Annotated in this window: 24 protein-coding genes; 16 read left to right on the top strand and 8 right to left on the bottom strand. The window is 30.0% G+C overall.

Translation table 11 applies throughout. From position 1 onward, the window contains the following. The first annotated feature begins 1 nt into the window (after position 1). From folP to cmoA, 6 genes are read left to right on the top strand one after another with little or no spacing between them, the layout of a single operon-like run. Positions 2 to 1144, top strand: a complete 1143-nt coding sequence (folP, locus tag AT682_RS02825; protein WP_002870074.1) for a dihydropteroate synthase — start codon at positions 2 to 4, stop codon at positions 1142 to 1144. Next, positions 1145 to 3088 carry an NAD-dependent DNA ligase LigA gene (gene ligA, locus AT682_RS02830; protein ID WP_002882815.1) on the top strand — a complete coding sequence of 648 codons (1944 nt, stop codon included), beginning with the start codon at positions 1145 to 1147 and terminating at the stop codon, positions 3086 to 3088. Further along, positions 3069 to 4073, top strand: a complete 1005-nt coding sequence (locus AT682_RS02835; RefSeq protein ID WP_079263877.1) for a hypothetical protein — start codon at positions 3069 to 3071, stop codon at positions 4071 to 4073. The genes ligA and AT682_RS02835 overlap by 20 nt, the downstream gene beginning before the upstream one ends. Continuing rightward, the gene (gene tlyA, locus AT682_RS02840) at positions 4070 to 4831 is read left to right on the top strand and encodes a 23S rRNA (cytidine-2'-O)-methyltransferase TlyA (protein WP_002931934.1); all 762 of its coding nucleotides are present in this window, start codon (positions 4070 to 4072) and stop codon (positions 4829 to 4831) included. Before AT682_RS02835 ends, tlyA begins: the two co-directional genes overlap by 4 nt. Beyond that, positions 4797 to 5651 (top strand): bifunctional riboflavin kinase/FAD synthetase, encoded by an 855-nt coding sequence (gene ribF / locus AT682_RS02845; protein ID WP_032585920.1) that lies wholly within the window; start codon positions 4797 to 4799, stop codon positions 5649 to 5651. The genes tlyA and ribF overlap by 35 nt, the downstream gene beginning before the upstream one ends. Continuing rightward, complete coding sequence (gene cmoA, locus AT682_RS02850) at positions 5638 to 6348, top strand: carboxy-S-adenosyl-L-methionine synthase CmoA (protein ID WP_079263875.1); 711 nt, start codon at positions 5638 to 5640, stop codon at positions 6346 to 6348. Before ribF ends, cmoA begins: the two co-directional genes overlap by 14 nt. 16 nt (positions 6349 to 6364) lie before the next feature. On the opposite strand, the gene AT682_RS02855 is transcribed toward cmoA, so the two are convergent. Genes AT682_RS02855 through nth form a run of 5 tightly spaced genes read right to left on the bottom strand, consistent with a single transcriptional unit; the run spans position 6365 to position 8965 of the window. Further along, on the bottom strand, positions 6365 to 6559 hold the full coding sequence (locus tag AT682_RS02855; RefSeq protein WP_079263876.1) for an EexN family lipoprotein: 195 nt from the start codon (positions 6557 to 6559) through the stop codon (positions 6365 to 6367). Beyond that, on the bottom strand, positions 6550 to 6990 hold the full coding sequence (locus AT682_RS02860) for an EexN family lipoprotein (RefSeq protein WP_004306720.1): 441 nt from the start codon (positions 6988 to 6990) through the stop codon (positions 6550 to 6552). Before AT682_RS02860 ends, AT682_RS02855 begins: the two co-directional genes overlap by 10 nt. A 58-nt stretch (positions 6991 to 7048) precedes the next feature. Then, entirely contained in the window at positions 7049 to 7681 is a 633-nt protein-coding gene (locus tag AT682_RS02865) for a trimeric intracellular cation channel family protein (protein WP_004306723.1), read from the bottom strand. Positions 7682 to 7691: 10 nt separating this feature from the next. After that, complete coding sequence (locus AT682_RS02870) at positions 7692 to 8342, bottom strand: DNA/RNA non-specific endonuclease (protein ID WP_004306726.1); 651 nt, start codon at positions 8340 to 8342, stop codon at positions 7692 to 7694. Beyond that, entirely contained in the window at positions 8339 to 8965 is a 627-nt protein-coding gene (gene nth, locus AT682_RS02875) for an endonuclease III (RefSeq protein ID WP_004306729.1), read from the bottom strand. The genes AT682_RS02870 and nth overlap by 4 nt, the downstream gene beginning before the upstream one ends. An 80-nt stretch (positions 8966 to 9045) precedes the next feature. Between nth and peb4 the strand changes: the two genes are divergently transcribed. From peb4 to AT682_RS02900, 5 genes are all read left to right on the top strand, one after another. After that, entirely contained in the window at positions 9046 to 9867 is an 822-nt protein-coding gene (gene peb4, locus AT682_RS02880; RefSeq protein ID WP_004306734.1) for a peptidylprolyl isomerase PEB4, read from the top strand. Next, the gene (gene fbaA, locus AT682_RS02885) at positions 9867 to 10931 is read left to right on the top strand and encodes a class II fructose-bisphosphate aldolase (RefSeq protein WP_004306738.1); all 1065 of its coding nucleotides are present in this window, start codon (positions 9867 to 9869) and stop codon (positions 10929 to 10931) included. Before peb4 ends, fbaA begins: the two co-directional genes overlap by 1 nt. Before the next feature lie 94 nt (positions 10932 to 11025). After that, positions 11026 to 12468 carry a MotA/TolQ/ExbB proton channel family protein gene (locus AT682_RS02890; RefSeq protein ID WP_004306741.1) on the top strand — a complete coding sequence of 481 codons (1443 nt, stop codon included), beginning with the start codon at positions 11026 to 11028 and terminating at the stop codon, positions 12466 to 12468. Then, positions 12465 to 13418, top strand: a complete 954-nt coding sequence (locus tag AT682_RS02895; protein ID WP_002908263.1) for an OmpA family protein — start codon at positions 12465 to 12467, stop codon at positions 13416 to 13418. Before AT682_RS02890 ends, AT682_RS02895 begins: the two co-directional genes overlap by 4 nt. Continuing rightward, the gene (locus AT682_RS02900; protein ID WP_002859104.1) at positions 13405 to 14280 is read left to right on the top strand and encodes a 1-aminocyclopropane-1-carboxylate deaminase/D-cysteine desulfhydrase; all 876 of its coding nucleotides are present in this window, start codon (positions 13405 to 13407) and stop codon (positions 14278 to 14280) included. Before AT682_RS02895 ends, AT682_RS02900 begins: the two co-directional genes overlap by 14 nt. Here the strand turns inward: AT682_RS02900 and AT682_RS02905 are convergent. From AT682_RS02905 to dsbD, 3 genes are read right to left on the bottom strand one after another with little or no spacing between them, the layout of a single operon-like run. Further along, entirely contained in the window at positions 14272 to 15615 is a 1344-nt protein-coding gene (locus AT682_RS02905; RefSeq protein WP_004306748.1) for a sodium-dependent transporter, read from the bottom strand. The two genes, AT682_RS02900 and AT682_RS02905, sit on opposite strands and share 9 nt — an antisense overlap. 50 nt (positions 15616 to 15665) lie before the next feature. Continuing rightward, positions 15666 to 16334: an MOSC domain-containing protein gene (locus tag AT682_RS02910; RefSeq protein WP_004306753.1), complete on the bottom strand. Its 669-nt coding sequence runs from the start codon at positions 16332 to 16334 to the stop codon at positions 15666 to 15668. Continuing rightward, a complete protein-coding gene (dsbD, locus tag AT682_RS02915) occupies positions 16331 to 18034 on the bottom strand; it encodes a protein-disulfide reductase DsbD (protein WP_004306757.1) in 1704 nt (567 codons plus the stop codon). The genes AT682_RS02910 and dsbD overlap by 4 nt, the downstream gene beginning before the upstream one ends. A 94-nt stretch (positions 18035 to 18128) precedes the next feature. On the opposite strand from dsbD, the gene ppk2 reads away from it, so the two are divergent. From ppk2 to AT682_RS02940, 5 genes are all read left to right on the top strand, one after another. Next, a complete protein-coding gene (gene ppk2, locus AT682_RS02920) occupies positions 18129 to 19010 on the top strand; it encodes a polyphosphate kinase 2 (RefSeq protein WP_002871378.1) in 882 nt (293 codons plus the stop codon). Positions 19011 to 19018: 8 nt separating this feature from the next. Next, positions 19019 to 20209: a M20 metallopeptidase family protein gene (locus tag AT682_RS02925; protein WP_004306759.1), complete on the top strand. Its 1191-nt coding sequence runs from the start codon at positions 19019 to 19021 to the stop codon at positions 20207 to 20209. A gap of 79 nt (positions 20210 to 20288) precedes the next feature. Further along, positions 20289 to 21461 carry an efflux RND transporter periplasmic adaptor subunit gene (locus AT682_RS02930; RefSeq protein ID WP_004306762.1) on the top strand — a complete coding sequence of 391 codons (1173 nt, stop codon included), beginning with the start codon at positions 20289 to 20291 and terminating at the stop codon, positions 21459 to 21461. Then, positions 21461 to 23386 carry an ABC transporter permease gene (locus AT682_RS02935; RefSeq protein ID WP_004306764.1) on the top strand — a complete coding sequence of 642 codons (1926 nt, stop codon included), beginning with the start codon at positions 21461 to 21463 and terminating at the stop codon, positions 23384 to 23386. The genes AT682_RS02930 and AT682_RS02935 overlap by 1 nt, the downstream gene beginning before the upstream one ends. Before the next feature lies 1 nt (position 23387). Further along, a complete protein-coding gene (locus AT682_RS02940) occupies positions 23388 to 24758 on the top strand; it encodes a TolC family protein (RefSeq protein ID WP_004306768.1) in 1371 nt (456 codons plus the stop codon).

A 24758-nucleotide genomic window follows, 5' to 3' on the forward strand; every position in this document is an offset into this window, starting at 1 on the left:
AATGAAATTTTTTAAAATCAATCCAAATACCGATTTTAATTTGCTTTGTTCTTTCATAAATCCCCATAAAATGGGACAAAAGATTATGAGTGAAAAAACAAAAATTCATTTTATTTTTATCAAAGATATTTCCACTCCTGCAGCAAATATTTTAAAACAAGATGCTTTAAGAATAGGAGCTGAACTTATTACTCATAAAGAAGTAATTACTGCAAAAATCACTCATTCAAATGCACTTTTAATGGCAAGTAAAGAGCAAATTCAAAAGCTTATTGCTAAAGAAAAACTTCAAGATTTTGGACTTAAAAATTTGGCTCTTTTTTTACAAAAAGATTTTTTAAAACCAAAAAAAGCTGAGCTTATGGCAGTGATTAATGTCAATGAAGACAGTTTTAATGCAAAAAGTCGTGTGAGTGAAGAAGACTTTGAAAAAAGGCTTAATGACTTTCTTGCTTTAAAGCCTGCGTATATCGATATAGGTGCGGTTAGTTCAAGACCTGGGAGTGAGTATTGTGGCAAGGAAGAGGAATTTAAAAGACTGAAAAAAGTACTTGACTTAATTTATGAGAAAAATTATTACGAACAAGCAATTTTTAGTTTAGATAGTTTTGATGAATATTGTCTAGAATATGCTTTAAATAAGGGTTTTAAACTCATTAATGATATTACAAGTTTAAGAAATCTTAATCTAGCTAAACTTGCAAGTAAATATGAGGCAAAATATTGCTTAATGCACATGCAAAACAATCCAAATAACATGCAAGATAATCCTTCTTATGAAGATTTGCTTGATGAGATGACTTTGTTTTTTAAAGAAAAACTTGAACTTTTAGAAAGTTTTGGAGTAAAAGAAAGTATTTTAGATGTAGGTATTGGTTTTGGAAAGAGTGCGGGGCATAATATGATTTTAATCAAACACTTAGAGCATTTTTTGCAATTTAATAAGCCTTTGCTTATAGGTGCGAGTCGCAAAAGTGTGATTAATGCGTATTTTCAAAGCGAGATTAAAGATCGTTTAGCAGGAACTTTGTATTTGCATTTAAAGGCTTTTGAAAATGGTGCCAGTATTATAAGAGTGCATGATTTATATGAACACAAACAACTTTTTGCTTTAGCGCAGGCAATGGATAATATAGGAGTTTAGATGAAAAAAGAAGAGTATTTAGAAAAAGTTGCTTTAGCAAATTTGTGGATGAGGGCATATTATGAAAAAGATGAACCCTTGGCTAGCGATGAAGAATACGATGCTTTAATTAGAGAATTAAGAGTTTTTGAAGAACAAAACAAAGATGAAATTTCAAAAGACTCTCCAACACAAAAAATAGCTCCTACCATACAAAGCGAGTTTAAAAAAATAGCTCATTTAAAGCGTATGTGGTCGATGGAAGATGTATTTGATGAGAGTGAGCTTAGGGCTTGGGCAAAACGCGCAAAATGTGAAAAAAACTTTTTTATAGAGCCTAAATTTGATGGAGCGAGTTTAAATTTGCTTTATGAAAATGGTAAATTAGTAAGCGGTGCCACTAGGGGCGATGGCGAAGTGGGTGAGGATATAACGCTTAATGTTTTTGAGATAGAAAATATACCTAAAAATATAGCCTATAAAGAAAGGATAGAAATTCGTGGAGAAGTGGTGATTTTAAAAGATGATTTTGAGAAAATCAACGAAAAAAGAGCCCTTTTAAATCAAAGTTTATTTGCCAATCCACGCAATGCTGCAAGCGGGAGTTTAAGGCAGCTTGATACAAGCATCACTAAAGAAAGAAATTTGAAATTTTATCCTTGGGGAGTAGGGGAAAATACCTTAAATTTCACCAAACACAGCGAGGTGATGCAATTTATCAGAGAGCTTGGTTTTTTAAAAGATGATTTTGTAAGACTTTGCGCTAATTTAGATGAGGTTTTAAAAGCTTATGATGAGCTTTTAGCTTTAAGAGAGAAAAAGCCTATGATGATGGATGGAATGGTGGTAAGAGTTGATGATCTTGCACTTTGTGAAGAATTAGGCTATACGGTAAAATTTCCAAAATTTATGGCAGCTTTTAAATTTCCTGCACTTGAAAAAACCACGCGTTTAATAGGGGTAAATTTACAAGTGGGAAGAAGTGGGGTAATCACCCCTGTGGCGGTTTTAGAACCTGTAAATTTAGATGGGGTTGTAGTAAAATCAGCCACACTTCATAATTTTGATGAGATTGCAAGACTTGATGTTAAAATCAATGATTTTGTAAGCGTGATAAGAAGTGGCGATGTTATCCCTAAAATTACTAAGGTTTTTAAAGAGCGTAGAGAAGGTTTAGAGATGGAAATTTCACGCCCTAAGCTTTGTCCTACTTGCCAAAGTGAGCTTTTGGATGAAGGAACTTTAATAAAATGTCAAAATATAGACTGTGAAGATAGACTTGTCAATTCTATCATTCATTTTGTTTCTAAAAAATGTCTTAATATCGACGGGCTTGGAGAAAATATAGTAGAGCTTTTATACAAGTACAAAAAAATCACTACACTTGAGAGTATTTTTCATTTAAAATTTAGTGATTTTGAAGGTTTGGAAGGCTTTAAGGAAAAGAAAATTAACAATCTTTTAAATGCCATAGAGCAAGCCAGAGAATGTGAGCTTTTTCGTTTTATCACAGCTTTAGGGATAGAGCATATTGGCGAGGTTGCGGCTAAAAAATTAAGCTTAAGTTTTGGTAAAGAGTGGCACAAGCAAAGCTTTGAAGCTTATGCTAATTTAGAAGGTTTTGGAGAGCAAATGGCTTTAAGTCTTTGCGAATTTACGCGTGTTAATCATACAAGAATTGATGAGTTTTACAAGCTTTTAAATTTGAAAATAGAAAAACTTGAAATCAAAAGCGATGGTGTAATTTTTGGTAAAACTTTTGTAATTACAGGTGCTCTTTCACGCCCAAGAGATGAGTTTAAGGCTTTGATAGAAAAGCTTGGGGGTAAGGTAAGCGGCTCGGTTTCTAAAAAGACTGATTATGTGCTTTTTGGAGAAGAGGCAGGTTCTAAGCTTAGTAAGGCTAAAGAGCTTGAAGTAAAATGTATAGATGAAAGTGCTTTTAATGAGCTTGTTAAAGAATAGTTCTTATATTTTAACGCTTTTAAGCCTTTTTGGCTTTTTGCTAACTTGGCAAAGGAATGCTTTTTCTTTATTTTTTTTAATTCCTATTTTTTTAACACTTTTTTGGGAATTCTTTTTATTTTTAAAGCTTAGAAAAAATATTATAAAAGAAGCTACTTTGATTAAGGGAAGTTTGTTTTATCGTATTAGTATGGGGGATTTTTATCTTTATATTTTTAGTTTTTTCTTGGCGATTTTTGGACTTATTTCTTTATTTTTAAATTTTTTAAATCTTGAAAAAATTGATTTTGTTTTTATATTTATAATTTTGCCTTTATTGATGATATTTTTAAAAAAAGAATTACATTTGCAATTTGTAGATAATGCTTATAATGACTTTAGAATAGTTGTTATCGCTAGTTTTTTTACTGCTTTATTTTATGCATTTTATGGGCTTTTTTTTACTTACAATGAACTTTTAAATTTAGAACTTTTTTCTAGGAAAATCATTGCCTATAAGAGTGCTTCTTTTGTTTATTTTGATTTTTTATCTGAATTTTTGCATTTTGTTTCAAATTTAAAATTTTTTATTTTTTCTTATTTTGGATATTTGGGATTTAGGGCTTTAAATTTTATTTTTGATTTTTTTAATTTTTTTATGTTTTGTTCTCTTTTGGCTTTTGTTTTTAATTTTGTTTTGAAAATAAAGATAAAAATAATTGTTTTATTTTTGTGTTTTATCATGGTTTTAGGAAGTTATTTTTTAAAAGAGCAAAGAAATAATACCTTAAAATCCGAACAAGAACAAATACTTTTATGGATGAATAATTTTGATTTTTTAAAAGATAATAACTTAAGTTTAATTCAAAAAGAAAAAGATCTTTTTGAAAAAGATCTTAAAGATCTTAGAGAAATTTTTAAAAAAAATGCTTTTGAAATAGGCATTTGGTGGTTTTCTAAAGAAAAAGAAGACTTGGAAAAAAGAATAAATGAGAGTTTAAAATGAGATTTGATTTTTTTGTTTCAAAGCGTTTAAATATCAGTAGAAATAAAGCTTTAGAGCTTATAGAAAATGAAGAGATTTTACTTAATGGTAAAAGTTTTAAAGCTTCTTTTGATGTGAAAAATTTTTTAGAAAATTTAAAAAAAACGCAAGATTTAAATCTTGAAGATATACTTTTAGCCAATGAGTTAAAATTGGATCTTTTAAGTGAAATTTATGTTTCAAGAGCAGCTTTGAAATTAAAAAATTTTTTAGAAGAAAATGATATTGAAATAAAACATAAAAATTGTCTTGATATAGGATCTAGCACGGGTGGTTTTGTGCAAATTTTACTTGAAAATCAGGCTTTAAAAATCACTGCTCTTGATGTGGGTAGTAATCAACTCCATTCAAGTTTAAGAGTAAATGAAAAAATTATCTTGCATGAAAATACAGATCTTAGAACCTTTAAAAGTGAAGAAAAATTTGAACTTGTTACTTGTGATGTGAGTTTTATTTCTCTTATTAATTTACTTTATTATATTGATAATTTAGCTTTAAAGGAAATTATTTTACTTTTTAAACCTCAGTTTGAAGTGGGAAAAAATATCAAAAGAGATAAAAAAGGTGTTTTAAAAGATGATAAGGCAATCTTAAAGGCAAGAATGGATTTTGAAAAAGCATGTGCTAAATTGGGTTGGCTTTTAAAAAATACGCAAAAATCAAGCATTAAAGGAAAGGAAGGTAATGTTGAATATTTTTACTACTATATCAAAAATTAATATTACCTCTTTAGCCATAGGTTGTTTTGATGGTATGCATTTAGGACATCTAAAACTTGTAAAATGTTTAGATGAGAATGGGGCTTTATTAGTTATTAATAAATTTAAGGGTCAATTTCTTTGTTCAAATCGTCAAAAAGAAGAAATTTCAGGAAAAAAAGTTATAGAAGTGGATTTTGAAAGTATAAAATCTTTAGATGGTAGAGATTTTTTAAGCTTTTTGAAAAAAGAATTTGTCAATTTAAAATTTATAGTGGTGGGATATGATTTTTCTTTTGGGAAAAATAGAGCTTATAATGCTAAAGATATTGAGTCTTTAAGTGGGATAAAAACTATAATAGTTGATGAATTTAGCATAGACGGAATAGGTGTTCATGCAAGTTTAGTTAAGGATTTTTTATCAAAAGCAAATTTGCAAAAAGCAAAAGAATTTTTAGGAAGAGATTATAGTATCAAAGGGAAGATGATTAAAGGACAAGGTTTGGGCTCTAAAGAACTTTTTGCGACTATAAATTTAGATTGTGAAGGTTATTTTTTACCTCAAAATGGTGTTTATGCTACTTTGTTAAAAAGTCAAAAAAAAACTTATAAAAGTGTGAGTTTTTTAGGTGTAAGATCAAGCGATGAAAATTTTGCTATAGAAAGTCATATTTTAGAAGAATTAGGTGAAAATTTCACACAAGGGGAGTTTTTCGAACTCGAGTTTATATCTTTTCTAAGAGAGAATCAAAAATTTCAAGATCTAAAAAAACTTAAAAATCAAATTGCTAAAGACATAGAGCAAGCTAGAGAATTATTAAGGAAAAATGATGAAAGATGAACTTTTTAAACAAAACCCTAAAAAACAATTTGAATTTGATAAAAGCGTGGCTAGTGTTTTTGACGATATGATCAATCGTTCTGTGCCATTTTATGGAGAAAATTTAGAACTTTGTGGCAATTTATTGGCTAAAATTTTACCTACAAATGCAAGTGTTTGTGATTTGGGCTGCTCAAGTGCTAATTTTTTGATTTTTTTGGCAAATTTAAGAAAGGATTTTAAACTTTTTGGCGTGGATAATTCTGCTTCTATGCTTGAAGTTGCAAAGTCAAAAGCTAAAGCTTATGGGCTTGATATAAGTTTTTTTGAAGCTAATTTATGCGAATTTGATTTTTTTGTTTGTGATGTTTTTGTGGCAAATTATACCATGCAGTTTATTCGCCCTCCTAAAAGACAAGAATTGCTTGATAAAATTTATAAAAATTTAAATTCTAAAGGCATTTTGATTATGAGTGAAAAAATCCTTTATGAAGATGCTTTTTTGTCTAAAAATATCATAGAACTTTATGCAGATTATAAAGAAAAACAAGGTTATTCTAAATTTGAAATTGCAGCTAAAAGAGAGGCTTTAGAAAATGTTTTAATTCCTTATAGTCAAAAAGAAAATTTAAATATGCTAGAAAAGGCAGGTTTTAAGAAAACAGAAAGTATTTTTAAATGGGCTAATTTTGAAACTTTCATAGCTTTTAAGGATTAGAAATATTTTCTTCTTCTCATTCATCTTTTGGAAAACCTACCTTATACGCATTAACACAATCTTGACTGATGATAGCTTTGTGTCTGCATTCTAAACTTCTTTTTTTCGCTTCTTCAGGGTGATTTTGATAATATTCTACACTTTTGGTTTGTTCGCATGCTGTAAAAAATATACCAATAAGGCCTAAAAAAAGAGTTATTTTCATGGTAATTTTTCCTGTGTTATATTAACATCATCGCTAAAGATAAAACTTTGATTGTTTTCTGTTGTTTTGGAAGGATAAATTTCAGAAGGTGTTTTTGTTATAGGTGGTATTATAATACTTTCATTATTTTCTGAACTTTGGTTAATATCTTTTGTGGTTTTTTCTTTTTTTAAATCATTTTGTTTTAAAGCTTCTAATATCTGATTATCAGATTTTTTTGGTGTGTTTGGACTGTATTTACTCTCTTCATTTGTTGGCTTAACACCAACTTTTAATGCATTAATACAATCTTCGCTAAGAGTTCCGCTTTCTTTGCATTCTTTCGCTTTTTCTTTTGCTTCACTAGGATGATTTTTGTAGTAATTTTCTGTTTTGCTATTGCAAGCTGTTATATTAATAACTATTAAAATTGCAAGTAAAATACTTAGTCTTCGCATTTATCAATCTCCTAAAATTTTTTAATATCTTAGCAAACTTGTATAAAGCAACGATAAATTATTTTTCTTCATTGTAAGAAAAAATAGGTAAAGACCATTGATATTTGATAGCTAAAAGCCTTGCAAAAACTCCTATAAAAAGAGTTAAAAGTGTGCAAACTAGGGCATTAAGCTCAAGCCAAATTATTAGAGAATAATAGATTGCTCCTGCAATTATGGCAATTCCTGCATAAATTTCTTTTTGAAACACCAAGGGGATTCTCATACATAAAATATCTCTTAAAATTCCACCAAAAACACCGGTAATTACAGCAGCAGCAACGGCTATGATAAAGCCATGGTTTTGATCTATGGCTATTTGAGCTCCAAGTATGCTAAAAACAACAAGTCCTATAGCATCAAGAGTTAGAAATAAAGTTTCAAGTTTGGTTACTACGCGCGGAATTTTTGTGGCTACAAGGGCACAAAAACAGATTAAAATAATATATTCAGGATGTTTAACCCAAGTTAAAGGATAATGTCCTAAAAGCACATCTCGTATGCTTCCACCTCCAATTGCTGTTACGAGAGCAATAAAAATAACTCCAAAAAGATCCATTCTATGGCGTCCTGCAGCTAAAGCCCCTGTCATTCCTTCTGCGGAAATACCTATAATGTAAAGAGTGGTTATCGTAAGAGCATTTATCTCCATAATTTATACCTTAAAATTTATCACAATTTATTTGATACTGTTTAATATTTTCATCATTTACTTCATGGTTTGGTACTTGATAGCATTCTTTAAATTTCGGAGTTTTAATAATTTTCACATAAAAACTTGGTATAGCAATACGGTTTTTAATGTATTGTGGTTCTTTATTGTAAAGTACTAAATTTAAAACTTCGATACTTTGGAATTTGAAAGCCAAATTTCTTTCTCTTTGCTCGATTTCATTCCAAATTTTATTATTTATTTGTGCATTTTGCGGAGTAATATTACTCATTAAAAATACTGAATTTTGAGCAGCTTTACTAAAGCTAAAAGAAGCATTAGGTGCAGTGTGTCCTCGTGTGTAACCACTGTTTTTATAATCACTCCAAGTAGTGCGGTATTTTTTAGGTATATTTGTATCATCTTCAAAGCGAGGGCGTTTTTTGATTTGTTTATCTTTTAAATTTGAAGCTTCTACTTTATAAGCAACGGCTTTTGTGCCTTTGAGTTTATAATCATAGCAATTTAGATAAAAAAACTTATCTAAGATTTGCGAGCAATTTATATTGTTAAAATAAGAAGAAAAATCAGCACTAGGTTTGTAAGGTTCTAAGGCAAAAATATTAAGAGATATAGCGAGCAAAAAGATGAAAATTTTCATTTAAGTTCCTTATCTTTACTTTTGCAAAGATGATTTAAAAAACATTCTTTACATAAAGGTTTTTTAGCTTTACAGGTGTAGCGTCCAAAAAGAACCATGGCTTGATGAAGATAGTTAAGATTGTCTTTAAATATGCCTGTTAAATCTTCTTCTGTAGCTTCTGGAGTTTTTGCCTTGCTAAGTCCTAAGCGGTGAGAAACTCTAAAAACATGAGTATCTACAGCCATGAAATTTGCTCCGCACCATTCTATTAAAACTACATGAGCGGTTTTTTGTCCTACGCCTGCTAAGGATTTTAAATTTTGTTCATCAAGGGGAATTTCTCCGTCAAAATTTTCACAAACTGCTTTTGCCATTTTTATAAGATTTTGTGCTTTATTATTAAAAAATGAACAAGTTTGTATATAGGTTTTAAGACTTGATAAATTTGCATTTGCAAGGGATTTGATATCAGGATAAGCTTTAAAAAGATCAGGAGTGATGAGATTAACTCTTTTATCAGTGCATTGGGCTGAAAGCATTACGCAGACTAAAAGCTCATATAAATTTGAAAATTTAAGCTCTGTTACAGGCTTGTCAAAATGTTTTAAAAAAAGTTCTTTGATTTCTAAATTTCTTTTCATTTTTTAATTTTAGTTAATTAGCTTTAAACCAAGTTTAGATATAATTGATTTTATATACATTTTATTAAAAAGGAAACCTAATGAGAAAATTTTCTTTAGTCGCAGCAGCTTTGATTGTAGGTGTAGCTTTAAATGTAAATGCAGCTACAGTAGCCACTGTTAATGGCAAGAGTATTAGTGATACAGAAGTAAGTGAATTTTTTGCCCCTATGCTTAGAGGACAGGATTTTAAAACTTTGCCGGATAATCAAAAAAAAGCTCTTATTCAGCAATATATTATGCAAGATTTAATTTTGCAAGATGCTAAAAAACAAAATTTAGAAAAAGATCCTTTATACACAAAAGAACTTGATCGTGCAAAAGATGCAATACTTGTTAATGTTTATCAAGAGAAAATTTTAAATACTATTAAAATTGATGCGGCTAAAGTTAAAGCTTTTTATGATCAAAATAAAGACAAATATGTAAAACCTGCGAGAGTGCAAGCAAAACATATCTTAGTAGCGACAGAAAAAGAAGCTAAGGATATTATTAACGAACTTAAAGGTTTAAAAGGTAAAGAACTAGATGCTAAATTTAGTGAGCTTGCTAAAGAGAAATCAATTGATCCAGGTTCAAAAAACCAAGGTGGTGAGCTTGGTTGGTTTGATCAATCGACTATGGTAAAGCCTTTTACAGATGCTGCTTTTGCACTTAAAAATGGCACTATTACTACAACTCCAGTAAAAACGAATTTTGGCTATCATGTAATCTTAAAAGAAAATTCGCAGGCTAAAGGTCAAATCAAATTTGATGAAGTAAAACAAGGTATTGAAAACGGACTTAAATTTGAAGAATTTAAAAAAGTTATCAATCAAAAAGGCCAAGATCTTTTAAATAGTGCTAAAGTGGAATATAAATAATGGGTGTTTTAGACATTGTAAAAGCAGGGGTGATTAGCGGAGATGAGCTTAATAAAGTTTATGACTATGCTAAAGCAGAGGGTTTTGCTATCCCTGCTGTTAATGTTGTAGGAACTGATTCTATTAATGCAGTTTTAGAAGCTGCAAAAAAAGTTAACTCTCCAGTTATTATCCAGTTTTCAAATGGTGGGGCAAAATTTTATGCAGGAAAAAATTGTCCTAATGGAGAAGTTTTAGGTGCAATTAGTGGAGCTAAACATGTGCATTTACTTGCTAAAGCTTATGGTGTACCTGTGATTTTACACACTGATCATGCTGCAAGAAAACTTTTGCCTTGGATTGATGGGCTTATTGAGGCAAATGCACAATATAAAAAAACCCATGGACAAGCTTTATTTAGTTCTCATATGCTTGATCTTAGCGAAGAAAGTTTAGAAGAAAATCTTAGCACTTGTGAAGTTTATCTTCAAAAACTTGATACTTTAGGTGTCGCGCTTGAAATAGAACTAGGTTGTACAGGTGGCGAAGAAGATGGAGTGGATAATACAGGTATTGATAATTCCAAGCTTTATACCCAACCAGAAGATGTAGCACTTGCATATGAAAGACTTGGAAAGATTAGTGATAAATTTTCGATCGCAGCAAGTTTTGGAAATGTACATGGAGTTTACAAGCCAGGAAATGTTAGCTTACAACCTGAAATTTTAAAAAATTCTCAAAAATTTGTCAAAGATAAATTTGCTTTAAAAAATGATAAACCTATAAATTTTGTATTTCACGGCGGTAGCGGTAGCGAGCTAAAAGATATTAAAAATGCAGTAAGCTATGGCGTAATTAAGATGAATATTGACACAGATACCCAGTGGGCTTTTTGGGATGGGGTGCGTGAATATGAACTTAAAAATAGGGCTTATTTGCAAGGACAAATTGGAAATCCAGAAGGTGATGACAAACCAAATAAAAAATACTATGATCCGCGTGTTTGGTTAAGAAGTGGCGAAGAGAGTATGATAAAACGTCTTGAAATCGCTTTTGAAGATTTAAATTGTATTAATAAAAACTAAGCATTTTAAAGGCTTAGTTTTATTTTGTTTTAAAAATTTTTATCAAATTAAGTAGCAATCTTTAAAATAAAATTTTTAATGAGGTATTGGTTTCATGGATATTAAATCAGATGAAATTTCAGAACTTGTTTTGCCTGAAGGCAAAGATGCAAGAGGTTCTTTGGTTTATTTTAAAATTATTTTTATTCCAGCTTTTCTTTATATTTTGATTTTATTGGGTTATTTTAATGTAATTGACTTTAAGGTTGAATTGCATACGGTTATTATGACAGGTGTGATTTTTTTTACAGCATTGATTTTTGCTAGACATAGTGCTGAGTATGCGTATAGTATTTTTGAACAACAAAAAGATGAATTTAAACAGGCTTTAAAAAGATATATTATGAGGCATTTTCTTGCCATAGGGAAAGACACGAAATCAAATGCCAATTTTGATGACTTTGCTTATGCATATATTAAAGGTGCAAGAAATGAGAATTTTGCTAGTATAGGTTCGGCAATTTTTCCAATGATGGGAATTTTAGGAACTTTTATCAGCATAGCTTTTTCAATGCCAAATTTTAGCTCTAGTGATACAGCCGCTTTAGAACAAGAAATTGCAGATTTGTTAAGTGGAGTAGGAACTGCTTTTTATGTTTCAATTTATGGAATTTTTCTTGCATTATGGTGGATGTTTTTTGAAAAATATGGTAAAAGCAAAATAGATCGTTTGCTAAATCGTCAAAAAAATGCTACAAGTGGATTTTTTTGGACAAAAGAAGAGCTTGATCAAAGATATTTAACTGAGAGTTTGCAACATTTTGAAAAAATTGGCGCAATTTTTAAACAAGTTAGTAATGATGATTTTTTTGCAGAGCTTGATCATGCTATTGATAGAAAATTTGGTATTTTCCAAGATATGCTAAATGTAGAAGAAAAGGCTATTAGATTAAGTAGTGAACACATCAAACAAACCATGGGTGAGCTTAGTAAAGCACAAAGAGATCAACGCGATCTCGGAAAGCTTTATAGCGAAATGTTAAATGGTATAGGTTTGCTCAATCAAAATTTAAAAGAAATCAATACAAGAATGTCAGAACAATATAATCGCTTGCTCGATATCAGTAGTGATAAAATTCATCATCTTGATAAGACGCTAAGTGCATTCGATGAAAAAGTAGAGCGTTTTGGTAAAAATTTTGAACTTTATGAAAAAGCAATGTTGGAAAGTCAAGAAAAGGTTTTTGAGGGATTTAAAGCAAGCTTGTTTGAAGGTATGCATAAATTTAAAGAAGTATACGAAGAAGAAAAAAGTATCGATGCTAAAATCAAAATGATGGATGAGCTTAAAAAAGAAATGAAAGCACTTGATGAAGAAACAAGTCAAATGATGAGCAAGCTTTCTGGGGATGAAAATCAGAATAAAGAAAATGAAACCAAACAAATAGAAGATTTTTCAGAGTCTAAGACTGAAGAAAATCAAGATGAAATTCAAGCAGAAATATCTAAGCAAGAAAGCAATGATGAGTTAAAAAATGAAGATAAAGAAAATAAATGAAAAATGAGTCAAAAGAAGATAGCAATTTTTGGATAGCTTATGCTGATTTAATGGCAGGATTGCTGTTTGTTTTTATTTTGCTAATAGGTGCTATTGTTGTAAAATATGTTTTAACTCAAAGTGATTTAAAAGAAATCAAAGACAATCTCAATAAACAAGAGGCACGCTTAGAGGAGAGCAAAGAAGAGCTTAGAAATAAAGAAGCCATAGTGTTTAAACTAAGTTCTGATTTAAACAATGCTTCTAGTGCTTTAAATCTTGCTAATTCTCAAAAAGCAGAATTAGAGGCTAATATTACAAATTACAAGCAGTTAAGCAAAGATTTAAACTCAACTTTAGATAATAAAGATAAGCAAATTTTGATTTTACTAGGTCAACTAGAGAAAAAAGATGAAGAGCTTAAAAATTTACAAGAAGATTTTCAAAAAGCTAAAGAAAAGGTGCGAAATCTTGGTTTGATTCGTGAAAATTTAAGCAAGGAATTACAAAGTAAGCTTGATAATAATATCACTATAGATGAAAAGACAGGATCTATTTCTTTGCCTGCTGAAGTACTTTTTGATAAAGATTCTTATGTGTTAAAAAATGAGGCAAAGGCAAGTTTGAGAAAAATCTTAAGCGAATATTTTGATGCTATTCTTGAAGATCCAAAAATTTTTTCTAACATTGAAAATATCATTATTGAAGGACATACTGATAGTGATGGATCTTATATTTATAATTTAGATTTGTCGCAAAAAAGAGCTTATGAGGTGATGAATTTTATCTATACTTTTTATAAGAGTGATAAGCTTCAAAAGCTTTTAATGGCAAGTGGACGTTCTTTTTCAGATCCTGTGTTTGTCAACGGAGTTGAAGATAAGGATAAGAGTCGTCGCATAGAAATAAAATTTAGCATTAAAAATGATAATGCTTTAAAAGATGTAGAAAAATTCTTTGAATTTCATTAAAACAATTAGTCCTATACAAAAAATCAATTTTAACGGATTTGAATTTTATATTAAAAGAGATGATTTATTAGGAGAAATTAATGGAAATAAAGCTAGGAAACTTGCTTTTTATATCCATCAAAGATATCCTAAAAATCAATCTTTTGTAAGTTATGGAGGAAGCCAAAGTAATGCTTTGGCGGCATTAAGTATTTTTGCTAAACAAAGATCATATAAGCTTGTTTTTGCTTGTGAAAAAATTTCTACTTTTCTTAAGAATAATCCTTGTGGAAACTATGCTTTAGCTTTAGAAAATGGTGTTGATTTTGTAGAAAATATCCATTCTTTATCTTTAAAGCAATTTGCTTTGTCTTTGTGTAAAAAAGATGATATTTTTATAGAACAAGGCATAGCTAATTTAGAAGCTCAATATGGCTATATGGAACTTGCTCAAGAAATTCAAATGCAAAGTCAAAGTTTAAAGCTTGATTTTGATATTTTTTTACCTTCGGGCACAGGCACTTCGGCAGCTTTTTTGGCAAAGTATTCTAAATTTAAAGTATTTACTTGCGCTTGTGTAGGTGATATTAAATATCTTAAAAAACAAATTTTAACATTAGATCCAAGCTATGATTTTTCAAATTTAGAATTTTTAACAAGTGATAAAAAATATCACTTTGCTAGACCGTATAAAGAATTTTATGAGCTTTATATGAATTTAAAGTTAAAGTGCAATATAGAATTTGACTTGTTGTATGATATTTTAGGATTAAGTATAGCATTAAAACAAGAGTGGAAAAAACCATTGCTTTATATACATCAAGGTGGAATTTTAGGAAATTCCACTATGCTAGAGAGATATAAATTTAAAAAACTAGTTTAAAATTCCATAGATAAAAATGATTAAAATAATCAAAGGCACTATATATTTTACATAATAAAACCAAATTCCAAACCATGAACTTTTAAGTGTATTGTTATTGCTAAGTTCTTTTAGACTTTCTTGTTTACCTAAAATCCAACCTACATAAATGCAGCAAAAAAATGCAGTTAAAACAAACAAAATATTTCCACTAATGAAATCAAAACTATCAAAAATGTTTTTTCCTTTGATGATAACAATATCACGCCAAGGCCCATAAGTTAGAATACAGGGAAGATTGCCAAGTATGAAGATAAACCCTAGAGTTAGGTTAATAGAAAGATTTTTAGAATATTTAAATTTTTCTTCTAATACGCTAATAATAACTTGATAAATTGGCAAGCTTGTGGTTAAAGCTGCAATCAAGAGTAAGATAAAAAATAAAATACACACAATGGTGCCAAAATGGATATGAGAAAATGCTATAGGTAAAGTTTCAAAAACCAAAGAAGGCCCGCTATCTGGAGCAAGTCCCGCTGAGAAAAGTGCTGGAAAAATCATAAAACCAGCCAAAACAGCTATGATAGTATTTAAAACCCCTGTATAAATAGCGGTTTTTGCCATATTTTCATTTTTATGAAGATGAGATGAAAGTGTTATCATTACCCCAAAACCTAGGGATAAAGCAAAAAAGACTTGTCCTAAAACATCGATTAAAAGTTTTGGTGATAAAATTTTACTAAAATCAGGTTCAAGATAAAATTTAACTCCAGCCATAGCTCCATCAAGGGTTAAATTGCGTCCTACAACAATAATAAGACAGATAAATAATAAAGGCATTAAAAATTTTACGGATTTTTCTATACCATCTATAATGCCTCTTTTTAAAATAATATAATTAATAATTACAAAAACAGTGGTAAAAATACCAACTCCTAAAGGATTGAAGGCTATTTTGTCGTTAAAAAACTGATGAGTAAATTCTTTGCTTACTACATTGGCAAGACTAAAATTCCCTAGGGTTAATTCCCAAATATAAACTAAAACCCATCCTCCAAGTACCATGTAGTAAGCCATTATGCCAAAGCTTCCTAAAAGTCCCATATATCCAATACTTTGCCATTTTTGTTTGAAAGCATCTACGCTATTTGTCATCGCTTTTCTGCCTATGATATTTTCAACTAAAATAACAGGAATGCCTATGATGATCATAGCTATACAAAAAACTAATACATAAGCACCGCCACCATTTTCTCCTACAAGATAGGGAAAACGCCAAGTTGCTCCAAATCCTATGGTTGCTCCAGCAACTGTTAGAATATAAGTTAGTGTGCTACTCCATGTTTGTCTTTGCATGATTATCCTTTCGAAAAAGAATTATTTTACCTAAAAATAACTTTAAAAACTTATAAGCTATCCATATAGCTTATATCGTAAGTATTTTTTAAGCGTTTGTGTATCGTTTCGTGCCAATTTTGAGATATGAGAGAGTTTAATTTTTCTAATTTATTTAATAAATTCGGATTTTGCTTAAGAATTTGATGCGGGGAGTAAAAAAGTTGATTGAGTTCAAATACACTAAGTGAAGTAGAATTTTTTTCTAAAATTTTAATGTTTTCATGCTTTCGTATTTGTCCAACTTGTAAAACTTTATAATACCATCCACTCAAGCCCGTTTTAAAAATTTCATGTGTAAAATTTGGATTATTGTGAATTTTAGAAATTTTTACACAAGGTTTTCTAGGTTCGCTTACTTGCAGTATTGCATTTGAAATTTGATGTATATCACCTATGCAAACATTTTGTTCGCAAAGCCCATCGATGCTCAAATTTTCACCCATTGAGCCAAAATTTAGCTTTTTATTAAGAAATCTTTCCCATATAGGATAGTTTTGACAAGAATTGGCAAAAATAGCCTTATGGTAGCCTCCATGATGAATTTTATCAGCTATTTGATCATCTAAAATACCTAGAAAATCAATTTGTGTTTCTTCTAGGTAAGTGTCTTTAATAAATGCACTTTGGAAATTTTTATAGTTTTTAATTTTCCCTATTTGCAAACTTTGAATTTTCATGGTTCTAGTTTTTTTAATAAATCATCAGCACTGATAAAACCTGTGATTTTTAATTTTTCTTTTCCATTTTCAAAGAAAATTAAAACAGGTGGGCCAAAAACATTAAATTCTTTCATGGTTTTAATTTGTTCATTATTATTTTCACTTACATCAACTTTGATAAGTTTGTAATTTTGCATTTTTTGTATGATTCTTTCATCACTAAAGGTTAATTCATCTAAAAGTTTGCAATTTTCACACCAAGATGCAGTAAAATCAAGCATTATGGGCTTTGTATTTGTTTGTATTTCTTGCTTTAATTGTTCAAAATTGTTGATATAATCATAGCTTAAAGCAGGTTTTGAGGCAGATATAGTATTGAAATTTAAGGGATTTAAGAAATTTTTAGCCCCAAAAAGTCCCCCTAGGAAAATACTTAGAGAATAAGCTAAAATAAGAATTAAAATGCTTTTTTTAATTTTAGAAATTATTGTAAAACTTTTTTCAAAAATTCCCATAAAAACACTAAAAAATACACCTAAAATTCCATAGGCAATTAAAATGTAATTTTCTTCAATAATTCTAGAAAGTATCCAAATGGCCATAGCCAACATAACAAAACCAAAGAAAATTTTTACTTTTTCCATCCAAAAACCAGGTTTAATAAAACCTAATCCTAAGCCTATGAAAAGCAAAGGTATACCCATGCCAAAACTCATGGTAAAAAGTGCACTACCACCTAATAAAGCATTGCCTGTATTGGCTATATAAATTAAAGCACCTGCTAAAGGAGCTGCTACGCAAGGACCTACTATTAAAGCAGATAAAAATCCCATGATGGCTATGCCTAAAACTCCTTTCCCTTTTTCGCTTTTTTTATGTATAAAGGTTTGAAATCTTAATGGCAATTCAAAACGAAAAGCTCCAAACATAGCAAAAGCAAAAGCTATGAAAATTAGAGCAAAAAGAATTAAAATAATAGGTTTTTGTAAAATTCCTTGAATGCTTGCTCCTAGAAAACTTGCTATAACTCCAGCAATAGCATAGGCTAAAGACATGAAAAAAACATAGATAAAAGAGAGAAAAAAACTATATTTTTTTGAAAATTTAGCATTACTTTTTGCTACGATAAGAGAAGATAAAATCGGAATCATAGGTAAAATACAAGGTGTTAAGGAGAGTAAAAGTCCATAGCCAAAAAAACTTAGCAAAATCCAAAAAAAGTTATCTGTTGCTAAAAAATTTGCTATAGAGCTTTCTTCAGATTCAATTTTAGTTTTTTTATCTGTTTTTTGAGCTTTGTAAGGTTTTGAAATTTCAAAAGCATCTTTTTTAGAAATGAGATCAAAGTACCAAGTTTGAGGATTATAACACAAGCCTTGTTCAGAACAGCCTTGAAATTCGAGTTTGATTAAATTTGTGGTATTTTTTGCAAAGCGCTCTAGTAATAAATTTGGCAAAGCTAAATTTAATTTTTGATAATAAACATTTTCATTACCTCTTGTAGAACTTTGAGGTAGATTAATCAAAGAACTTATATCTTTTTCGTTTATATATAATTTAAGTTTATTAGAATAAAGATAAATATCTTTTCCAAGTTCAATATCAATTGAGATAGAGTTATTATAAGAGTTTGATTTTACATTAAAAGCTTCATTTAAAGACAATATAGAAGCAAAACATAAACAAAAACTTAATAAAATAATACCAAAAATACGCATAAATTTCCTAAAAACTTATTTTTTCCTTTATTTTTAGCTTCAATTATAATTTATTATGGTAAATTTGCTTTAAATACTTTATAAAGGTTTGAAAATGCAAGAAAATAATTCTCCAAAAACGCAAGCGGCTGTTAAAAAGAATGAAATTTATGTTTCTGTTAAAAGAAAGAAAAGTACAATAGAATATGAAAAAGATTTAAAGAATTTGCAAATTGAGCTTTTGAAATTTCAAAATCATGTTAAAGCCAAGGGTTTAAAGGTTCTTATACTTATAGAAGGGCGTGATGCGGCTGGAAAAGGTGGAGCGATTAAACGTTTGATTGAGCATTTAAATCCGCGTGGCTGCCGCGTTGTGGCTCTTGAAAAACCTAGTGATGTGGAAAAAACACAGTGGTATTTTCAGCGTTATATAGCACATTTGCCCTCGGCCGGTGAGATTGTGATTTTTGACAGATCTTGGTATAATCGTGCAGGAGTAGAACCGGTTATGGGTTTTTGTACACCGCAACAACATAAAGATTTTTTAAGAGAAGTGCCTTTGTTTGAAAATATGATTTCAAATAGTGATATTATTTTTTTTAAATTTTATTTTTCAGTATCAAAAGATGAGCAAAAAAAACGTTTTGAAAAACGCCGAAGCGATCCGCTTAAACAATATAAATTATCTCCTGTGGATCAAAAATCGCAAGAATTATGGGATAAATATACTTTAGCTAAATACTCTATGCTTTTAGCATCTAATACTCCAACTTGTCCTTGGACTATTATTTCTTCTGATGATAAGAAAAAAGCAAGATTAAATTTATTGCGTTTTATACTTTCTAAGGTAGAATATCCAAATAAAAAAACTGGAGATTTTTCCAAAATTGATGCAAAATTAGTGCGTAGTGGAGAAGAAGAAATACGAAAAATGGAGGCGAATTTGGAAAAACTTGATAGTAAAAAAGCAGATGAGAAAATAAAAGATTTAGATTAAGGAAAAGAATGCAAAAGCTGGTTGAAAATTTAGCACTAAAGTACTATGATAAAGTAGTTGATTTAAGACATCAAATTCATATGCATCCTGAGCTTGAATTTGAAGAAGAAAATACAGCTCATTTAGTGTGTAAAATTTTAGATGAGTTTGGCATTAAATATCAAAAAAATATTGCAAAAACAGGAATTTTAGCTATTATAGAAGGAAAAAAGAAGGGTCAGAAAAAACCAAAATGCGTTCTTTTAAGAGCGGATATGGATGCTTTGCCTGTGCAGGAAAAAACTAATCTAAGCTATGCTTCAAAAATTGATGGTAAGATGCATGCATGTGGACATGATGGACATACAGCAGGGCTTTTGGGAGCTGCTTTGATATTAAATGAGCTTAAAGATGAATTTTGTGGCACGATTAAATTTATGTTTCAGCCCGCAGAAGAGGGAAGCGGTGGAGCTAAACCTATGATAGAATCAGGTGTATTGGAAAATCCTTATGTTGATGCGGTTTTTGGTTGTCATTTATGGGGGTCTTTGCTTGAAAATACTGCTCAAATTGTAAGTGGCGAAATGATGGCTGGAACGGATATTTTTGATTTGGAATTTATTGGCAGAGGAGGACATGGAGCTCATCCGCACACTTGTATAGATCCTATAATTATGGCAACGCAATTTGTAAATAATATACAAAGTGTTGTTTCTAGGCGTTTAGCCCCTTATGAAGCAGGGGTGATTACCGTAGGTCAAATTTGTGCAGGAACTACTTATAATGTTATTCCTGCAAATGCTTATTTAAAAGGAACCGTGCGTTTTTTAAATGATAAAACACAAGATATTTTAAAAAGTTCTTTAGAAGAAGTGGCTGCTGCTACAGCAAAATCTAATGGTGGAGATTATAAGCTTAAATATACTAAAGAATTTCCTCCATTGATTAATGATGAAAAAGCTGCTTTGATAGCAAGAAAAGCTTTTACAAAGGTCTTAGGAGAAGAAAATATTATTGTTTCTTCTAAACCTGACATGGGGGCTGAAGATTTTGCTTTTTTAACACGAGAAAGAATGGGGGCTTATGTGTTTGTTGGAATTTCAAAGGATTTAAATCATCCAGCTTTGCACCATAGTTCTACTTTTTGTTGGGATGATGAAAATTTAAAAGTCTTAATGCAGGGTGATGTGATGATGGCTTTAGAATTTTTAAATTTATAAAATAGAATTAAAAATTCACAAAAAATTCACAAAAAAATGAGTAAAATTTAATCTTGATTTTTCTTTAGGATTTGTTATTATGAAAAAGAAAGTTATTTTAATCATTTTAATTGCAATACTTGGAAGTGTTGGGGCTTATTTTATTTTTTTTAATAATGATGAAAAAATCAGCTATTTAACTCAAAAAATACAAAAAAAAGATATATCTCAAACCATAGAGGCAGTAGGAAAGGTATATGCCAGAGATCAAGTCGATGTAGGTGCTCAAGTTAGCGGACAAATTATAAAACTTTATGTTGATGTGGGAACCCATGTAAAGCAAGGTGATTTGATCGCTCAAATTGACAAAGATAAACAACAAAACGATTTAGATATTACAAAAGCTCAGCTTGAAAGCGCTAAGGCTAATTTAGAGAGTAAAAAAGTTGCCCTTGAGATTGCGAATAAGCAATATCAAAGAGAGCAAAAACTTTATGCAGCTAAAGCAAGTTCTCTTGAAAATTTAGAAACTCAAAAAAATAATTATTATACTTTAAAAGCCAATGTTGCAGAGCTTAATGCTCAAGTAGTTCAGCTTGAAATCACTCTTAAAAATGCACAAAAAGATTTAGGTTATACAACCATTACTGCTCCTATGGATGGTGTTGTGATTAATGTAGCTGTAGATGAAGGACAAACAGTTAATGCTAATCAAAATACTCCTACTATAGTCCGTATAGCTAATTTAGATGAAATGGAAGTAAGAATGGAAATAGCAGAGGCTGATGTGAGTAAGATAAAAGTAGGAACAGAGCTTGATTTTTCTTTGCTTAATGATCCTCAAAAAACTTATCATGCTACTATTGCAAGTATAGATCCAGCTGATACTGAAGTGAGTGATTCTAGTACAAGCTCAAGCTCATCAAGTTCGAGTTCTTCAAGCTCAAGCTCATCAAATGCTATTTATTATTACGCAAAATTTTATGTAGCCAATAAAGATGATTTTTTGCGTATTGGTATGAGTATACAAAATGAAATTGTTGTAGCAAGTGCAAAGGCTGTTTTAGCAGTGCCAACTTATGCAATTAAAAGTGATCCAAAAGGCTATTATGTTGAAATTTTAGAAAATCAAAAAGCTGTTAAAAAATATGTCAAACTTGGCATTAAAGATTCTATCAATACTCAAATTTTAGAAGGTGTAAATGAAAATGAAGAATTGATAGTAAGCTCAAGTGCTGATGGCTTAGCTCCTAAAATGAAGTTGAGATTTTAATGATTTTTCTTAAAAATATTTGCAAGAATATAGGCGAAAATGCCATTTTAAAAAATGTAAGTTTAAGTATAGAAAAAGGTGAATTTGTTGCCATTATAGGACAAAGTGGAAGTGGTAAAACTTCACTTTTAAATATCATAGGAACATTAGATACACCAAGTAGTGGAACTTATATTTTTGATGAATATGAAGTCACTAAACTTAATAATGATGAAAAAGCAAGATTAAGGCGTGAAAAAATAGGCTTTATATTTCAAAGATATAATCTTTTAAGCTTGCTTAGTGCTAAAGAAAATGTTTCTTTACCTGCAGTTTATGCGGGAAAAAATTTACAAGAAAGAAGTCAAAATGCTAAAAAACTCTTAAATGATTTAGAATTAGCTCACAAGTTAGATTCTAAGCCCAATGAATTAAGCGGAGGGCAGCAACAACGCGTTTCTATAGCAAGAGCTTTAATCAATGGCGGAGAGCTTATTTTGGCTGATGAGCCAACGGGAGCTTTGGATAGTAAAAGCGGTATTATGGTGCTTGAAATTTTACAAAAACTTAACGCGCAAGGTCATACTATAGTCTTAGTAACTCACGATCCAAAAATTGCAGCACAAGCTAAAAGGGTTATAGAGATTAAAGATGGAGAAATTTTAAGCGATACTAAAAAGGAAAAAGCTCAAGAAAAACTTATTTTAAAAACAATGCCCAAAGAGAAAAAAACACTTACTTTGCTTAAAAATCAAGCCTTTGAATGTTTTAAGATAGCTTATTCTTCCATACTTGCACACAAACTTCGTTCTATTTTAACTATGCTTGGAATCATCATAGGTATTGCTTCTGTAGTTTGTGTTGTAGCTTTAGGATTAGGCTCTCAAGCTAAGGTGCTTGAGTCCATTGCAAGACTTGGGACAAATACTATTGAAATTCGCCCTGGAAAAGGATTTGGGGATTTGCGTTCGGGTAAAACAAGGCTTAATTTTAGTGATTTAGAAACGCTAAGATCCCTAGAATATTTAGAAGCAGTTGATGCTCATTCAAATACTTCAGGTGTGGCAACTTATACCAATATTTCTTTAAGCGCAAGAGCTGAAGGAGTGGGGGTAAATAATTTTGCCATAGAAGGTTTAAGGATAGATGCGGGAAGAATTTTAAATAATGATGATGTAAAAAATAGCACCAATGTTGCTGTGTTGGATTTTAATGCTAAAAAAAATCTTTTTCCTGATGAAAAAAGTGAAAATATTTTAGGTCGTGTAGTGCTTTTTAATTCTCAACCTTTTAAGATCATAGGAGTTTTGCAAAAAGATACAGACAAGCCTATAGAAGACAATGTAGTGCGTCTTTATATACCCTATACAACACTGATGAATAAGCTTACAGGAGATAGAAATTTGCGTGAAATTATAGTTAAGGTTAAAGATGATGTGAGCTCAACTTTGGCTGAAAATGCTATTATAAGAATTTTAGAAATTAAACGCGGACAAAAGGATTTTTTTACTTTTAATTCTGATACCTTTAAGCAAGCTATTACAGCAAATAAACGCACTACAACCATAGTTACAGCTTGTGTGGCTGTGATTGCTTTGATTGTTGGGGGTATAGGAGTGATGAATATCATGCTTGTTTCTGTAAGTGAAAGAACAAGAGAAATAGGCATACGCATGGCTATAGGGGCTAGAAGAGAAGATATTATGATGCAGTTTTTAATCGAAGCGGTTATGATTTGTACTATAGGGGCGATTTTAGGTGTGATTTTATCGATTTTTGTTATTTTTGCTTTTAATACTTTAAGTTCGGATTTTCCTATGATTTTAAATGCCTATTCTGTGCTTTTGGGACTTTTAAGTTCTATGTTTATCGGTGTGGTTTTTGGTTTTTTCCCTGCAAGAAATGCAGCAAATTTAAATCCTATTAGTGCATTATCAAAGGAATAAAATGAAAATAATATTTAGCATTTTTTTAGCATTTTTCTTGAGTGCTTGTGGTGCAAAACTTAGCTTGCCTAAAGAAGTTGATTTAACTCAAGAACAAATGAAAGATTTAAATCTCACTTATGATTGGTATAAATCCTACGATAATGCAAAATTAAATGAATTTCTAAATTTTGTTTTATTGAATAATAGTGATATTAATATTGCTAGAAAAACTTTGTTTTCAGCTTTGGCTAGAGCCGATTTGATTGATTATGATTTATATCCGACTTTAAGTGGAAATTTGGGTTTTGGTGGAGATAAAGATTTAAATTCAGGCAAACAAAGTAAAAATTTCAATAATTCTTTAAATTTAAGCTATGAGCTTGATATTTATGGAAAATTAAGAGATAGTGCAAGTGCGAGTGAATTTAGTGCAAAAGCAAGTGCTTATGATCTTGAAAATTTAAAAATAAGCATGATCAATACAGCTTTAAATGATGTTTTTGAGCTGGCTTATTTTAACGATGTAGATAAATTGCTTCGAGCTTATCTTTCAAATTTAGAACAAATGAAAGAGCTTTATAACTATAAATACAAGCTTGGAAAAATAGAAGAATTAGATCTTTTAAACATAGAACAAAGCTTATTAAGAGCTAAACAAAATTTATTAAGCAATGATCAAAATCGTAATTTACTCATAAAAAATTTACAAGATTTATTGGCAAGGCAAGAAGGTTTTGCTTACATAGAGTATTTTAAAACTTTATCTTTAAATGATTTTAAAACCTTAAGTCCTGATTTTAATATACCTTTAAAAGCTTTAGCGTACCGTGCAGATGTGAGATCTAAACTCAATAGCTTAAAATCAGCCTTTAAGGATTATTCTTCTATACAAAAATCTATTTTGCCTAGTATTTCTTTAGGTGGAGCATTAAGTGGGAGTGATAAAAAAATTGATGATAGTTTTAAATTTGAAATTTTAAGTGGCAATGTTAAGATTTCTTTACCTTTCTTAGATTATGGTAGAGTAAAGCAAAATATCAAAATTTCACAATTTACTTATGAGCAACTTTTAATTTCTTATGAGCAAGCCTTGCAAAGTGCGATGAATGAATTTGCATTGAATTATAAAGATTATCAAAGCGACACCTTGCTTTTGCAAAATTTGCAAAATATTAACATTAAACAAGAGCTTATCACTAAGGCGTATTATGAAAAATATATTTTAGGAAAAAGTGAATTAAAAGATTATTTGGATGCAAACAATGCTTTAAATTCTACCCAGCAAGAATTTTTAAGAGCTAGATTTAATCTTTTAAAAACCATTAATTCTTACTATCAAATCACAGCTTTAAGTTTTAATGATGAAAACTTAGAATTTCCTAAGTATTAA

It is taken from the genome of Campylobacter jejuni (assembly GCF_001457695.1).
Taxonomy (GTDB): domain Bacteria; phylum Campylobacterota; class Campylobacteria; order Campylobacterales; family Campylobacteraceae; genus Campylobacter_D; species Campylobacter_D jejuni.